Source organism: Streptomyces sp. NPDC033165 (assembly GCF_055577965.1).
On sequence record NZ_JBVIPK010000006.1, the window covers coordinates 22,935 to 37,136 of the forward strand.

At 67.8% G+C, this 14,202-nt stretch carries 10 protein-coding genes and 3 pseudogenes; 9 read left to right on the forward strand and 4 right to left on the reverse strand.

Annotated elements, in window-relative coordinates:
* Positions 1–87: 87 nt before the first annotated feature.
* The gene (locus ACZ5WC_RS16050) at positions 88–1,521 is read left to right on the forward strand and encodes a helix-turn-helix domain-containing protein (protein WP_468541368.1); all 1,434 of its coding nucleotides are present in this window, start codon (positions 88–90) and stop codon (positions 1,519–1,521) included.
* Positions 1,522–1,608: 87 nt separating this feature from the next.
* On the opposite strand, the gene argS is transcribed toward ACZ5WC_RS16050, so the two are convergent.
* Entirely contained in the window at positions 1,609–3,381 is a 1,773-nt protein-coding gene (gene argS, locus ACZ5WC_RS16055) for an arginine--tRNA ligase (protein ID WP_468541369.1), read from the reverse strand.
* A gap of 135 nt (positions 3,382–3,516) precedes the next feature.
* On the opposite strand from argS, the gene lysS reads away from it, so the two are divergent.
* On the forward strand, positions 3,517–5,289 hold the full coding sequence (gene lysS, locus ACZ5WC_RS16060; RefSeq protein WP_468541370.1) for a lysine--tRNA ligase: 1,773 nt from the start codon (positions 3,517–3,519) through the stop codon (positions 5,287–5,289).
* A gap of 107 nt (positions 5,290–5,396) precedes the next feature.
* On the opposite strand, the gene ACZ5WC_RS16065 is transcribed toward lysS, so the two are convergent.
* The 3 genes from ACZ5WC_RS16065 to ACZ5WC_RS16075 all read right to left on the reverse strand — a co-directional run bounded on the left by ACZ5WC_RS16065 (position 5,397) and on the right by ACZ5WC_RS16075 (position 8,057).
* A complete protein-coding gene (locus ACZ5WC_RS16065) occupies positions 5,397–6,890 on the reverse strand; it encodes a DUF2637 domain-containing protein (protein WP_468541371.1) in 1,494 nt (497 codons plus the stop codon).
* A 142-nt stretch (positions 6,891–7,032) separates the two neighbouring features.
* Positions 7,033–7,197, reverse strand: a complete 165-nt coding sequence (locus ACZ5WC_RS16070) for a hypothetical protein (protein WP_468541372.1) — start codon at positions 7,195–7,197, stop codon at positions 7,033–7,035.
* A 98-nt stretch (positions 7,198–7,295) separates the two neighbouring features.
* Positions 7,296–8,057 carry a DUF3558 domain-containing protein gene (locus tag ACZ5WC_RS16075; RefSeq protein ID WP_468541373.1) on the reverse strand — a complete coding sequence of 254 codons (762 nt, stop codon included), beginning with the start codon at positions 8,055–8,057 and terminating at the stop codon, positions 7,296–7,298.
* A 428-nt stretch (positions 8,058–8,485) separates the two neighbouring features.
* Between ACZ5WC_RS16075 and ACZ5WC_RS16080 the strand changes: the two are divergent.
* From ACZ5WC_RS16080 to ACZ5WC_RS16110, 7 genes and pseudogenes are all read left to right on the forward strand, one after another.
* Positions 8,486–9,014, forward strand: a pseudogene (locus ACZ5WC_RS16080) (transposase family protein); the annotation flags it as partial.
* A gap of 248 nt (positions 9,015–9,262) precedes the next feature.
* Positions 9,263–10,329: pseudogene (locus ACZ5WC_RS16085) on the forward strand (IS110 family RNA-guided transposase).
* Positions 10,330–10,345: 16 nt separating this feature from the next.
* Positions 10,346–10,573, forward strand: a pseudogene (locus tag ACZ5WC_RS16090) (transposase family protein); the annotation flags it as partial.
* Between the two features lie 421 nt (positions 10,574–10,994).
* Positions 10,995–11,402, forward strand: a complete 408-nt coding sequence (locus ACZ5WC_RS16095) for a hypothetical protein (RefSeq protein ID WP_468541374.1) — start codon at positions 10,995–10,997, stop codon at positions 11,400–11,402.
* Positions 11,403–11,479: 77 nt separating this feature from the next.
* Positions 11,480–12,226 (forward strand): ABC transporter ATP-binding protein, encoded by a 747-nt coding sequence (locus ACZ5WC_RS16100; RefSeq protein WP_468541375.1) that lies wholly within the window; start codon positions 11,480–11,482, stop codon positions 12,224–12,226.
* Between the two features lie 146 nt (positions 12,227–12,372).
* Positions 12,373–13,485: a DUF7224 domain-containing protein gene (locus ACZ5WC_RS16105; protein ID WP_468541376.1), complete on the forward strand. Its 1,113-nt coding sequence runs from the start codon at positions 12,373–12,375 to the stop codon at positions 13,483–13,485.
* The gene (locus ACZ5WC_RS16110) at positions 13,482–14,054 is read left to right on the forward strand and encodes a hypothetical protein (protein ID WP_468541377.1); all 573 of its coding nucleotides are present in this window, start codon (positions 13,482–13,484) and stop codon (positions 14,052–14,054) included. The genes ACZ5WC_RS16105 and ACZ5WC_RS16110 overlap by 4 nt, the downstream gene beginning before the upstream one ends.
* Positions 14,055–14,202: the final 148 nt, after the last annotated feature.

Genomic DNA, 14,202 nt, shown 5'->3' on the forward strand with positions numbered 1-14,202 from the left:
CTGGAACGTCTACGCGTACGGTGACCTGCGGGAATTCCGCGTCCCTGGGACGCCGTTCCGGGACGCACGAGGAAGGGGAACGCCGTCGTGGCGACGCCGGAGGCCGTGGAGTTCGCGGCTCTGCTCAAGGATCTGAAGGACCGTTCGGGGCGCAGCTACGGGGTTCTCGCCGGCAGACTGCACGTCAGTACGTCGACCCTCCACCGGTACTGCAACGGTGACGCCGTGCCGAACGAGTACGCGTCGATCGAGCGGTTCGCGCGGCTGTGCGGGGCGTCCGGCGACGAGCTGGTGGAGGTGCACCGGCGGTGGATCGTGGCGGACGCGGCCCGGCGGCGGCCGACGGGGGCGGCGGCTCCGAAGCCGGGGCCGAGGGCGGGTGCGGCCGCGGTTGTCGCCGCGCCTGCTGTCGTGCCCGAGGCCGACGACGCTGCCCAGGCGGTTGAGGCGCGCGAGCCGTCCGAGTCGTCAGAGCCGTCGGAGCCGTCCGTCACGTCGGAGCCGTCCGTCACGTCGGAGCCGTCCGTCACGGCGGATGGCGGCGGTGCCGATCGCCCGGCCCCGGCTTCCCGGTGGTCCCGGCTCTCCCGGCGTACGCGGGTGCTCATCGCCGCCGCCGGGGTCGCCGCGCTCCTCGTGCCCGGCACCGTCGTCGCCGCCGATCTCGTCGGGTCGGGGAAGGAAGGCGGCAGGAGCGCCGCAGACCGGGTGGAGGGCGCGGGCGGGGGCCCCGCACCGGTGCCGGACGGTTCCGCTTCGGGTACGCCCCTGGCCTCCGGAAGCCCGAGCCCGTCCGCTTCTTCGGCCTCCTCGCCGGGCGGCTCCGTAGCGTCCCCGGGCCCGCCAACGGCGAAGCCCTCGGGCGGCTCCGGTCCAGGGCAGTCGCAGGGCGGTACGGGCCTCGGGGCTCCGCCGACCGTCAGCATCTCCTCGTACAACTGGGACGAGCCGTGCGGGCAGCACTATCTGGTGAACCGGGGGCCCGACGAGCTCGATCCGCCGCCCGCGCCGCAGGACCGGCGCGGCTGGGCGGAGTCGTACGGCGGGGTCGACGCCGGGAACATGCTGCTCCAGCTCTCCGTACAGGGGACCTCGCGCGAGGCGGTCGTACTCAAGGGCATGCACGTCCGCGTGCTCTCCCGCAGGGCTCCGCTGCCCTGGTCGGCGTATCTGATGGGCAACGGCTGCGGCAGCGGGATCACGCCCCGGACTTTCGCGTCCAACCTCGACGCCGGACATCCCATCCTCCGGCCGGTGCCGGGGAAGCAGGGGGACATCGAGGTCCCGGCCGTGGACTTCCCGTACAAGGTGTCGTCCGAGGACGTGGAGGTCTTCAACCTCGACATGAAGGCCGTCGGTTACGACGTGACCTGGTACCTGGAACTGGAGTGGAGCAGCGGTGGGAAGGAAGGGACGCTGCGGATCGACGACCACGGGAAGCCGTTCCGGCTCAGCGGGATGAAGGGGCGGCCGGAGTACGTGTACGGCAACGAGGAAGTCGGCTGGGAGCCCGCCTCCTAGGGCGGGGGCCCCGGCCTGTCGTACGCGCGTCGGCCCCGGCACCTGTTGAGGGTGCCGGGGCCGACGTACGTACAGCCGGGTGCGGGGTCAGAGCCGCTCGGGCGTCCGGATGCCGAGCAGCGCCATCCCCTGGTGGAGGGTCCGGGCGGTGAGGTCCACCAGGAAGAGCCGGTTCTCGACGACCTCGGGGGCGTTGTCCGGGCTGAGCACCTGGCACTGGTCGTAGAACGTGGTCAGGTGCGACGCCAGCTGGTAGAGGTACGCGGCCAGCTTGTGCGGCTCGTAGCCCGCCGCGACCTCGCCCAGCACCTCGCCGAACTGGTCCAGGTGCAGGCCGAGCGAACGCTCCGCCGGGGCCAGCGCCAGCTCCGGGTGGGCGGCCGGCACCGCGTCGCCCGCCTTGCGCAGGATCGACTGGATACGTGCGTACGCGTACTGGAGGTACACCGAGGTGTCGCCGTTCAGCGACACCATCTGGTCCAGGTCGAACTTGTAGTCCCGTACGGCGGAGGTGGACAGGTCCGCGTACTTCACGGCCCCGATGCCGACGTACCGGCCGTTCTCCACGATCTCGTCCTCGGTCAGGCCCACCTTCTCGGCCTTCTCCCGGACGACCGCCGTGGCCCGGCCGACCGCCTCGTCGAGGAGGTCCTCCAGCCGGACCGTCTCGCCCTCACGGGTCTTGAACGGCTTGCCGTCCTTGCCGAGGACCGTGCCGAAGGCGAGCTGCACGGCCCGCACGTCCTCGTTCAGCCAGCCGGCCCGCCGGGCCGTCTCGAAGACCATCTTGAAGTGGAGCGACTGCCGGGCGTCCACCACGTACACCAGGGTGTCGGCCTTGAGGTCCTGCACCCGGTTCCGGATCGCGGAGAGGTCGGTGGCCGCGTAGCCGTAGCCGCCGTTCGTCTTCTTCACGATGAGCGGGACCTTGTTGCCGTCCGGGCCCTTGACGTCGTCGAAGAACACGCACAGCGCACCCTCGGAGCGGACGGCGACGCCCGTCTCCTCCAGGATGCGGCAGGTCTCCTCCAGCATGTCGTTGTAGCCGGACTCGCCGACGATGTCGGGGTCACGGATCTCCATGTCGAGCTTGTCGAAGACCGAGTGGAAGTAGATCTTCGACTCGTCGACGAAGCCCTGCCACAGCTCCAGCGTCTGCGGGTCCCCGGCCTGGAGGGCCACCACCCGGTCCCGGGAGCGCGCCTTGAACTCCTCGTCCGAGTCGAACAGGGCCCGCGACTCCTTGTAGACCCGGTTCAGCGTCGACATCGCCGCCTCGCCGTCGCTCGCGCCGCCCTCGTGCTTCAGGGCGCCCGGGTGCTCGATCAGATACTGGATCAGCATGCCGAACTGGGTGCCCCAGTCGCCGATGTGGTGCCGCCGGACGACGTCCTCGCCGGTGAACTCCAGGATCCTGACCATCGCGTCACCGATGACCGCCGACCGCAGGTGGCCGACGTGCATCTCCTTGGCGACGTTCGGCTGGGCGTAGTCGATGACCGTCGTCCCGGCCTCAGCCCTCAGCGGCACGCCGAGCCGGCCGCCGTCGTCCGCCGACCTGGCGGCCAGCGTCTCGACGATGGCCTTGTCGGTGAGCGTGATGTTGAGGAAGCCGGGCCCGGAGACCTCGATGTCCTTGATCAGCCCACCCGCAGGGAGGGCGGCCGTGACCTGGCCCGCCAGCTCGCGCGGGTTGCCCTTGAGCTTCTTGGCGAGCGCCAGGATGCCGTTGGCCTGGAAGTCGGCCCGGTCGCTTCGGCGCAGCAGCGGGTCCGCGGTGCCGGCATCCGGCAGAGCTGCCGTCAGGGCGTCCGCCAGCTGCTGCTGGAGCGTGGAAGCGAGGGAAGGGACCGAGGCCATGGCTGGCTGCCGTTTCCGTAGGGGTACAAGGGATCGCCCCAGTATCCCACGGGGTGTAAAGCCGTTTTCGCGCTGCGGGGGGTAGCTGGGAGAATGGTCCGTACCCCATCGGGAAACGACAGACGAGAGAAGGACGTGCCGACCGTGGCCGAGAGTCAGACCAGCACCGAGACCGACTGGGTCTCCCGCTTCGCGGACGATGTCATCGCCGAATCGGAGCGTCGTGCGCCTGGCAAACCGGTCGTCGTCGCCTCCGGTCTGTCCCCCTCGGGCCCGATCCACCTCGGCAACCTCCGCGAGGTCATGACCCCGCACCTGGTCGCCGACGAGGTCCGCCGCCGCGGGTACACCGTGCGCCACCTGATCTCCTGGGACGACTACGACCGCTACCGCAAGGTCCCCAACGGGGTTCCGGGCGTGGACGCGTCCTGGGCCGAGCACATCGGCAAGCCGCTGACCTCGGTGCCCGCCCCGGCCGGCTCCGCGTACCCGAACTGGGCCGAGCACTTCAAGGCCGCCATGACGGCCGCCCTGGACGAGCTGGGCGTCGAGTACGACGGAATCAGCCAGACGGAGCAGTACACCGCCGGGGCCTATCGCGAGCAGATCCTGCACGCGATGAAGCACCGGGCCGACATCGACGCCGTCCTGGACCGCTACCGGACGAAGAAGGACCCGGCGGCGGCCGGTTCGGCGGCCAAGGGCGGCAAGAAGCCCCAGCAGCAGAAGAAGGTCGACGAGGCCGAGCTGGAGGCCGCCGAGGGCTCCGGCGCCGCCGACGAGGACGACGGCAGCGGCAACAGCGCGGGCTACTTCCCGTACAAGCCGTACTGCGGCAACTGCGAGAAGGACCTCACGGTCGTCACCTCCTACGACGACGACAGCACCGAGCTGAACTACACCTGCTCGGCGTGCGGCTTCGCCGAGACGGTCCGGCTCAGCGAGTTCAACCGCGGCAAGCTCGTCTGGAAGGTCGACTGGCCGATGCGCTGGGCGTACGAGGGCGTGATCTTCGAGCCCAGCGGCGTCGACCACTCCTCGCCCGGCTCCTCCTTCGTCGTCGGCGGCCAGATCGTCCGCGAGGTCTTCGACGGCGTCCAGCCCATCGGGCCCATGTACGCCTTCGTCGGCATCTCCGGCATGGCCAAGATGTCCTCCAGCAAGGGCGGGGTGCCCACCCCGGCCGACGCGCTGAAGATCATGGAGGCGCCGCTGCTGCGCTGGCTCTACGCCCGCCGCAAGCCCAACCAGTCGTTCAAGATCGCCTTCGACCAGGAGATCCAGCGGCTGTACGACGAGTGGGACTCGCTGGGCCGCAAGGTCGCCGACGGCACGGTGCTGCCCGCCGACGCCGCCGCGTACTCCCGCGCCGTCCGCACGGCGGCCGGGGAGCTTCCCAGCACCCCGCACCCGCTGCCGTACCGGACGCTCGCCTCGGTCGCCGACATCACCGCCGGCGCCGAGGACCAGACGCTGCGCATCCTCAGCGAGCTGGACCCGGAGAACCCGCTGACCTCGCTGGACGAGGCGCGCCCGCGCCTCGACCGCGCCGAGAACTGGATCACCACCCAGGTCCCGGCCGAGGCCCGCACCATCGTCCGCGACGAGCCCGACAAGGAGCTCCTGGGCTCGCTCGACGACCAGGGCCGAGAGTCCCTGCGCCTCCTCCTGGAGGGCTTGGACACCCACTGGTCGCTGGACGGTCTCACCACGCTCGTCTACGGCGTGCCGAAGGTGCTGGCCGGTCTTGAGCCGGACGCCAAGCCGACACCCGAGCTGAAGGCCGCCCAGCGTTCCTTCTTCGTGCTGCTCTACCGGCTGCTCGTCAGCCGCGACACGGGGCCGCGGCTGCCCACGCTGCTGCTCGCGGTGGGTGCGGAGCGGGTGCGGAGGCTGCTGGGCGCATAGCCGTACGTACGGTGAAGGGCCGCCGCCCGGGGTTCCGGGTGGCGGCCCTTTCGGCTGCGGCGGCCGGGTCAGGCGGTCTGGTCAAACGGTCTGGTCAGGCGGTCTGATCAGGCGGTCTGGTCGGCGGTCGACTGCGCCGGGACGTAGGCCTGCTTGAACTCGGGCATCAGGCGCAGGAGCAGCTCCCGCGAGCGGGGGTGGTGGACGTTGCGCGTGTCGGAGAGGTGGATGTCCAGGATCTCCACGCTCGGGTACTGGCCCTCCTGGTCCGTGTACGCGGTGAACACCTCGAAGGCCATCTCGGCGTACTCGGAGTCCTCCTGGGACCACTCCTCCAGCTGCGGGGCCTCTTCGGGGCCGATGGCCTCGGGCGCCTCGGGCGCCTCGGGCGTCCCGGCGGCCGGGGGCTGGGGGAGGTCCTCGCGGCGGGGGTGCGGGGCCGCGCCGATGGTGCCCACGTCCCCGAGGGGCCGGGTGCGGCCGGGGCCCGCGGGGATCTGGACCGGGGCGGGCTCCAGGCCCTCGACGTACTGCGGGTTGTACGCGCTCTCGTGGACGTTGTCCGGCAGCTTCTGGGCGGCGAACCAGGGGCTGTCGTGGGTGGGCGGGACCTGGAGGGCCGCCGGGTCCTGCTGGGGCGCCTGCTTCTGGAGTGATGTGGGTTGCGGCTGCGGCTGCGGCTGCGGCTGCTGCGGCTGGTGGGAGTGCTGGGGGTGCTGCTGGGCCTGCTCCTGGGTCTGCTCCTGCTGGGGCCCGTGCTCCTCGCGCTCCTGCCCGGGCTCCTCGCGCGGTTCGTACGGAAGCTCCGCCTGGCTCGGCTCCGCCTGGCTCAGCTCAGGCTTGCCCAGCTCCGGCTTGCCGAGCTCCGTCTTCGGGCGGTCGGCCCCGGCGGGCATCGGCGGCAGCAGGGCCGGTTCGATGCCCGCGGCGGCGAGCCCGGCCGGGGCGGTCTCGGCGAGGGGGACGCCGTACTTCGCCAGGCGCAGCGGCATCATCGACTCGATGGGGGCCTTGCGCCGCCAGTTGCGGCCGTAGCGGGCCTGGAGGCGGGCCTGGTAGATCAGCCGGTCCTGTTCCAGCTTGATGACCTGCTCGTAGCTGCGCAGCTCCCACAGCTTCATCCGCCGCCACAGCTTGAACGTCGGTATGGGGGAGAGCAGCCAGCGGGTGAGGCGTACGCCCTCCATGTGCTTGTCGGCGGTGATGTCCGCGATCCGGCCGACCGCGTGCCGGGCGGCCTCGACGGAGACGACGAAGAGGACCGGGATCACCGCGTGCATCGCGGTGCCCAGCGGGTCGGGCCAGGAGGCGGCGCCGTTGAACGCGATCGTCGCGGCCGTCAGCAGCCATGCCGTCTGGCGCAGCATCGGGAACGGGATGCGCATCCAGGTCAGCAGGAGGTCCAGGGCGAGCAGGACGCAGATGCCCGCGTCGATGCCGATGGGGAAGACCAGGGAGAACGACCCGAAGCCCTTCTCCTCCGCGAGCTCGCGCACGGCGGCGTAGGAACCCGCGAAACCGATCGCGGCGATGACCACCGCACCGGCGACGACGACCCCGATGAGTATGCGGTGCGTGCGGGTCAGCTGCATGGCGGCCACCGGCGATCCCCTCCCCGACCTCTGTGCCCGGCTTTTTGTGTCCGGTGTTGTTTCCCGTCCGGGCATCCGATGCCCGGCGAGGGGACAGCCTGGCACATGTGTGCGAGCTTTGTTGCGCGGGGAGGGGGCGGCGGCCGTCCCGCTACCCCTCCCGCCTGCGCCGGAGGTGGTAGGAGACGGTGACCGCCGTCAGCAGCGGGTCCCAGAGCAGCAGCGGGACGTAACACCAGCCCATGAACGCCCGGTGGGCCTCCGTGAGGGTGTCCTGGTGGACCGAGTCCCGGATCATCAGCTGACTGAACGTCACCAGGGTCGTGAGCAGGGCGCCGAGAGCGGCAGGCGCGACCGCCCCAGTTGCCGGCCAGCCCGAGGGCGAGGAGGGCCGAACCCTCCTGTCGTCGGTGCTCAGCCCGCCTTGGGCGAGGCCTTGGAGTCGTCCTTCGCGTCGCTCTTGGCGTCGTCCCCGGCCTTGTCCTCCGCGGGGGGCGTCGCCGTGGCCTCGGCGGTGGCGTCGACCGCGGCGACGGCCTCCTTCGCCGCCTTCAGCGCGCCCTTGGCGATGTCGGCCTTGGAGGGCGTCTTGGCGCCCGCGTACCCAGCGCCGTTGTACGTCAGGGTGACGACGACGTTGCCCGTGCGGGCGACGACGGTGGCGTACTCGAAGTCCTCGTCCGTCTGCTTGAGGCCGTAGGTGATGACGCTGGCCTCCTCGCCGATGCCCTTGGCGGGCTCGGTGGCGACCTTCTCGGCGCCCTCGGAGGCCTTCGTCTTGGCGATCTGCTTGGCGTACTCGGCGGTGGCGCGCTTGGCGCCGCTGCCCAGTGACTGGTCCGATTCGAAGCGGGTGAAGCCGACGTCCAGCCAGCGGTACTGCGAGCCCTTGACGCCCTTGTCGTCCAGGCCGTTCCAGGAGCAGTTGCCGCGGATCGAGAGATCGTTGGAGCGGCCCGCAGTGCCGTTCTTCTTCTTCGCCTCGGGCACCAGGTCCTCGATCGTCTTCTTCTTGATCGACGAGCACGGGTCGGGCAGGTCGGAGAACTTCGCCGGTTCGACCGCGGGCGGGCTGGGCTTCTTGGTGTCGGCGGAGCCGGACGACGAGGAGCCCTCGTTCTTCTTGCTGTCGGAGCCGGAGCCGGAGTCCGACGAGCAGCCGACGGCTACGAGCATCACCGGGACGGCGGCGCAGGCGAGGGCCGAGCTGGTCAGATGGGCTGCAGGAAGGCGGAGCCGGCACGGCAGCGCGCCGTTGCCCGGGCCTGCTCAGGTACGTTCGGCAAGAAGTACCCCAGCCAGGCCTTGACCGGGCACGCTACATCCTCAACTCACCCGTTCCTGAGGAAGCCCTGAGGGGCGCCACCACGGCAGTGCTGGCGTCCGACGTTGACCTTGCGCCTCTCGTGACCGACACCGTCAGCAAGTGGATCACGAATGCCGGAAAGCCGACCGGAACGGAACTGAACGTCTTCTACGACGTCTCCAGTGAGCCTTCTCCAACCTCGTGGTGGTGGCCGAGAGTTGGACGCTCCTGCGCAACGACGAAGCTCCCGGTAGACGGGTTCTGGACCAAGATCACCCGTGTCTGCCAGGAGCTTCGCGTGCTTGTCCATCCGTCCTCGATTGATCTGTCCAGCCGCACCCTTCGGTTCCTGACCGGACAACTGGCCATCCGGCGCCGGGAGATCGGGACGCGGTGGCGGTGCTTGTCGGCCGGGCGTCAGGCCCTGTCGGCCTTGGCCCACCTGCGGTGCGGCGATACCTATGCCCAGCTCGCCGCAGGGTTCCGCATCGGCATCGCGACGGTCTATCGCTACATACGCGAGGTCATCGTCGTCCTGGCCGCCCTCGCCCCGACCCTGACCGAGGCGATGAAGACCATCCGGACCAAGGCGTTCGTGATCCTGGACGGCACCCTCCTACCGATCGACTGGATCGCCGCCGACACCCCGTACTACTCCGGGAAACACAAGCGCCACGGCATGAACGTCCAGGTCCTCACCGATCCGTTCGGCAGGCTGCTGTGGACGTACCCCGCCCTGCCCGGGTCCGTCCAACGACCTGACCGCCGCACGGACACACGGGATCATCGACGCGCTCACCGCAGCAGAGCTGAAGTGCTGGGCGGACAGTGATGATGGTTCATGGCGTCACCGACAGATCTGTCCCTTGGGCTGACTGACCGGAGTCTCGTGTCCTTGCCTTGATCCGTCGGTCTGTCGGTCTGTCGGTCTGTCGGTGACGCGATCGCACGTGGCCGGCCAGGGGCATCGTGACTTCATAGGTGCTTGTGCGAGAAGACCCGTCACTGTCGTGTCCGCCTGCCTCAACTGGCCCGTGTTGCCCTGTCAGCACGATGAGAAGGCAGCAGCTCCCACATGATCAACCAGTAGCCCGATAAGGAAGTCTTCGCCGGAGTCGACACCCACACCGACACACACCATGCCGCCGTCGTGGACCCGCTGGGACGTCCACTCGCCGACCGAGAATTCCAACGACCACCCAGGGATACCGTGCCCTGTTGATGTGGCTCATCACGTTCGGCCACGTACAAGCGGTGGGTGTGGAGTGCACCGGCTCCTACGGCGCCGGACTGACGACGGTGCTGAGCGCGGCCGACCTGACGGTGGTCGAGGTCAACGCCCCCGGCAGGGGCACCCGACACACCCGCGGCAAATCCGACCCAATCGACGCCTATGCCGCCGCCCGCGCGGCAGCCTCAGGACGAGCCACGGCCATCCCCAAGTCCCACACCGGCACAGTGGAAGCCCTTCGCCAGCTGCGTGTGGCCCGCGCGTCCGCGATCAAGGCCAGAACCCAGGCGATCAACCAACTCATCGGCCTGCGAGTAACCGCTCCCGAACCTCTGCGCGCGTCGCTCACAGGGCTCACCAGCACCACCCTGGTCAACCGCTGCCTTCGGCTGCGGCCAGGAGCTGACCTCACCTGCCCCACGGAGGCCGCCCGCTACGCACTGCGGCAACTGGCACGCCGCGTCCGCATGCTCACCGAGGATATCGACGAGGCCACCGAACGCCTGACAATGCTCACCACGTCCGCTGGTCCTGAGCTCGTCGCACTATTTGGCGTGGGCACAGAGACCGCCAGTCAGCTCTTGGTCACGGCCGGCGACAACCCCGAACGCCTGCGCACGGAAGCCGCGTTCGCCGCTCTATGCGGCGCCGCTCCGGTTCCGGCTTCCTCCGGACGCACCGACCGACATCGATTCAGCCGAGGCGGAGACCGCCAGGCCAGCCGCGCCCTCCACATGATCGTGGTGGTGCGGATGCGGTACTGCCCCCGCACTCGCGCCTACACTGCGCGCCGCACCCAGCAGGGACTCACCAAGAAGGACATCATCCGTTGCCTCAAACGCTTCATAGCCCGCGAGGTCTACCACGCGCTCGCCCACACCCACAACGGCGTCACTTCTTCGCCGAGTTGACTTCTATAGGAGCATCAAGGCGTGCCAAGGAGCCGGCGGGACCGTTCGGGTCCCGTTCCGGGGCCGCCGTCTCAAGCGATGGAAGCGCCGTCACAACAGCAGCCGGGCCAAGATTCGTTGCCTCGGCGAGCAGGCCATGGCCACCCTGAAGGGCTGGCGACTGCTCCGGAAGCTCCGCTGCAACACCAATCGCATCACCGACATCGTGAAGACCGTCCTTGCCCTTCACCACGCCTCAAGCTGAGGTTGGAAAAGGCTCACTACCAAGGCGCACATGGCGGGCGGTCGAGGAATGAGACGATCTACGCCGACGACATGCAGATCTGCAGCGCCACTGCTCTGAACTCAAGGAATGAGTTCAGACGCACGCCGCCGCCGTCGACCTGATGGCTCTGGATTTCGAGGCCCTCACCGAGCAGCACGCGACCTCTGCCCGCGTGCTGCCCCAGCCGGTTACCTGTTCTGGCGATCACATCTGCGTGAACCCATCGTGGCCAGAGATCACCCACCTAACGACACGCAAAGCGGACATTAGCCCCCGAACCGCAACTTTACCTTCGCGCCATCGAGACAAAGTATGGCTGAATCAATTGCAACTGTTGATCATCGCTTGAGCGTGTTCATACATTGCGGGTCGCTCGTGTTGATCAAGTGAAGGAAAAAGCATGAAGTCTCTGCATGGACGCCGCATAGCCACCGTGGCCGTGGGTGCCGCCACAGCGCTGAGTGTCATCACCGCTCCCGCTCAAGCGGCAAGCTGGAGCAGCTCGCTGAAGAACGCCGGCCCTGGCTTCGAGTCTCGTCGCTGGACCGACTCCGGCGGTACCACCACGATCAAGTTCACCGGGTGCAGTTCCGGTAGTTACAAGGTGGTGAACGTCCTTCTCCGTAAGGACACTTTGGGGCCGGACCCGTCCTATGTGAACGCCTCGTTTACGAAGTGCTACAACAGTACGACCTCCACTTCTACCGGCAACTGGGCCGACCACGGTTCCGGTAACTACTACTTCGTCGTGAACTCGGGCGCAGTCGGCATACGGGTGTCAGTCAGGTCGCTCACTGTCTCATACTGATCGCACGTCACCTTGAGCCGTCCCCCGCGCAGCGGGGGACGGCTCAAGGACTCCCCTTTTGTCGACGAGGTCCCCGAATGCCTTTGAGCTACCAGTCCTGCACCTTCCGATATACGCGCCGTTCACGCCCTGTGCTGCATGGCCTCGATCTCAACTTCTCACCTGGCCATACCGTCCTCCTTGGGCCGAACGGTGCGGGTAAGAGCACGTTGCTCACCCTTGGTGCGGGTGTGGAGCTTCCCAAATCTGGACATGTCCGATACGGCCGCCTCGATCCAGCCAATCGCAGGCATCTACGGGACTATCGGCGCCGCATTTCTTGGCTTCCCCAGCGCCCTAATTTTCTACCCGGGCTGACATGTCGGGAGCACGTTGCTTATGTCGGCTGGCTCAAGGGCATGGGGGAACGTGACGCCTGGCTCGCCGCTCCAGCGACACTCGAGCGGGTTGGGCTCACCGACAAGATTGACAATAAGATCAAGACACTGTCGGGTGGACAGCAGCAGCGGGTCGCCATCGCCCAAGCACTCGTTCACGACGCTGAACTTCTGCTCCTCGACGAGCCGACCGTGGGGCTAGACCCGCACCAACGACGCCGGTTCCTGGACTTGCTGATCTCGCTTCGCGGGACGGTCGACGTGATCGTTTCGACCCACGACATCGGCGATCTCGACAAGGCGTTCGACGAAGTCGTGGTCCTGGAATCCGGGCAGTGTCGTTTTCGCGGGACGGTTGAGCGGTTCGCTTCACACGCCGAACCCAATCACGCGCCGGGACACCAGCTGGTAAGCGCCTACTCAACGCTGCTCGGGGTGACGGAGTGAGGGTCACCCTGGCGAATCTCCGTGCCTCGTCGGCACCCTGGCTTGTCATACCCATCCTGCTCTACGCTGGCTTGTACATCACGGACGCCTCTCACACCGTCCCGTCCAAGTACGGCGTGGAGTCGGGTGAGCTTGCAGGTTTCGGCATGGCCGTAATCGCCCCCGCCATAGCCGGTGCCGCCGCGTGGGAAGCCGGCCGCCACCGGCTGGCCGAAGCGCTGCGCGCAGCCAGTACCCGCAGCTCTATGCGCAAACTGATCCAGGCCACCACCCCTGCCTTGGTCCTTCTCCTGATTCTCGTCGCCGGAGCCCTTGTTCTGGCTCGCAAGGAGGTCGGAGCCTGGCCAGGAGGCGCAGGATGGCTGGCTGTTGCGCACCTGGTTGTGCTTCCTCTCGCCTGGCTGGCCATCGGCTGGTCGCTCGGGCTGATCATGCCCAGAAGCATTGCAGCGCCCATAGCCGGCATCGGCTGCTGGGCATGGCTTTCCATGCCACATGCGACGTCCAACGCCACCGTGCGGCATCTCGGAGGCTTCATCGACGGGGCTTCGACGGTGACCGACCTACGCAGCCCTGCCGCATATCTCGTCCCGTGGCTGGTCGCTGCCGGGTTCACGGTCGCTGCCCTGCTCCTTACTCGAGTACGGAAGCGTCCCGCCACGAGCGTGGTTGGAAGCGTCCTGGTCGCTTCCATTACCTTCACCGGCGGCCTGGCTCTGGTGAGCGATTGGGGCTTTCACTCGCCGACACAGGCCCGCGCCGTCGCCTTGGTATGTGTCGGTGACGCTCCTAAGGTGTGCGTGCCACCAGAATATGAGCCGTATGCAGCAACACTTCACCGAGACGCACTGACTCCGATCGGTCGGCTGAAGGCTGCCGGACTGCAGCCCCCTGAAGAGCTACGCATCGCCTCCGCAAAGCAGCACCTGCCGAAGGGAACGTGGCCTCTCTTCTGGTCGCTTCCTTCTTCTCGTGCAGAAGGTGACGTCCGCAGTGAGTACGCGGTTGAACTGGCAGAGTCAGCAGTGACGGGCGTTGCTGCGGCCCAGGGCGTACATGATTGCCGGCAACCAGGCTCTCTCACCGCCGCGTGGGCCGCCCTGGTGATCGGAGTGGACGAATCATCGATGAAGCAGGCGATGCTGGAGGCCGATTGGGTGGCTATCCAGAAGATCAGGCAGCTACCACCCGCTGAGCAGGCTGACTGGTTCACCCACAATGTCACCGCGCAAAATCACTGCGGGGCTGTGATCCCGTGAGGCTCTATGCGATCACCGTGCGCCGTTGGTGGGCCGTCCTTTTGGCGATCATCGCTCTCATTGCGGTCTGCTGGTCGCTTGGCGCCACTGAAGTGCCAGTCCCGAGTTTGATCGGCGGCATGACGGGGGCGCGCCTCGCGTACTTCACCCCGCTTTTCGTCGTAGTAGCCACGTTGTACTGCCTCGAAAGACGGCTCCCTCACGTGGAGAATGCAGCAGTTGTCGGAATCACCCGCCTCGACCTCAGCGCCGTACTGCTGGTTGTCCTCGGCACCCATGCTGCCGGGTTGATAGCGGGAATGGACATTGCACGCAATGTAACTCTCCTCCTTTCCTTGGCCCTTCTTGTGCGGCGGCTCACGAACGAGGCTGCTGCCGGGGCTGCAGGACTGATGTGCTTGATCGCCAGTCTCATGCTCGGGCGCACCTACCAACCGGGTGGTGAGGCTGGCTACGCATGGTGGGCTCTCCCGCTCTATCCGGCCGACAGTATCGCCGCATGGCTCGCCGCCACTGCCTTCTTGACCGTTGTCACAGGTTTGGGTCTGGCAGGACGATCTCGTTACTGAGGTTGAACTCGTGTTGTCGTGGCGTTACTCAGGCGGGTTTCGGCGAGGCACCCGTCTATGAGGTGGCTGCGGTACTCGATGTGCCGTAGGCCATGTCGGAACTGTGCTCACTTCCGGCATAACACCGAACCAAGCAACAAGTCACTGG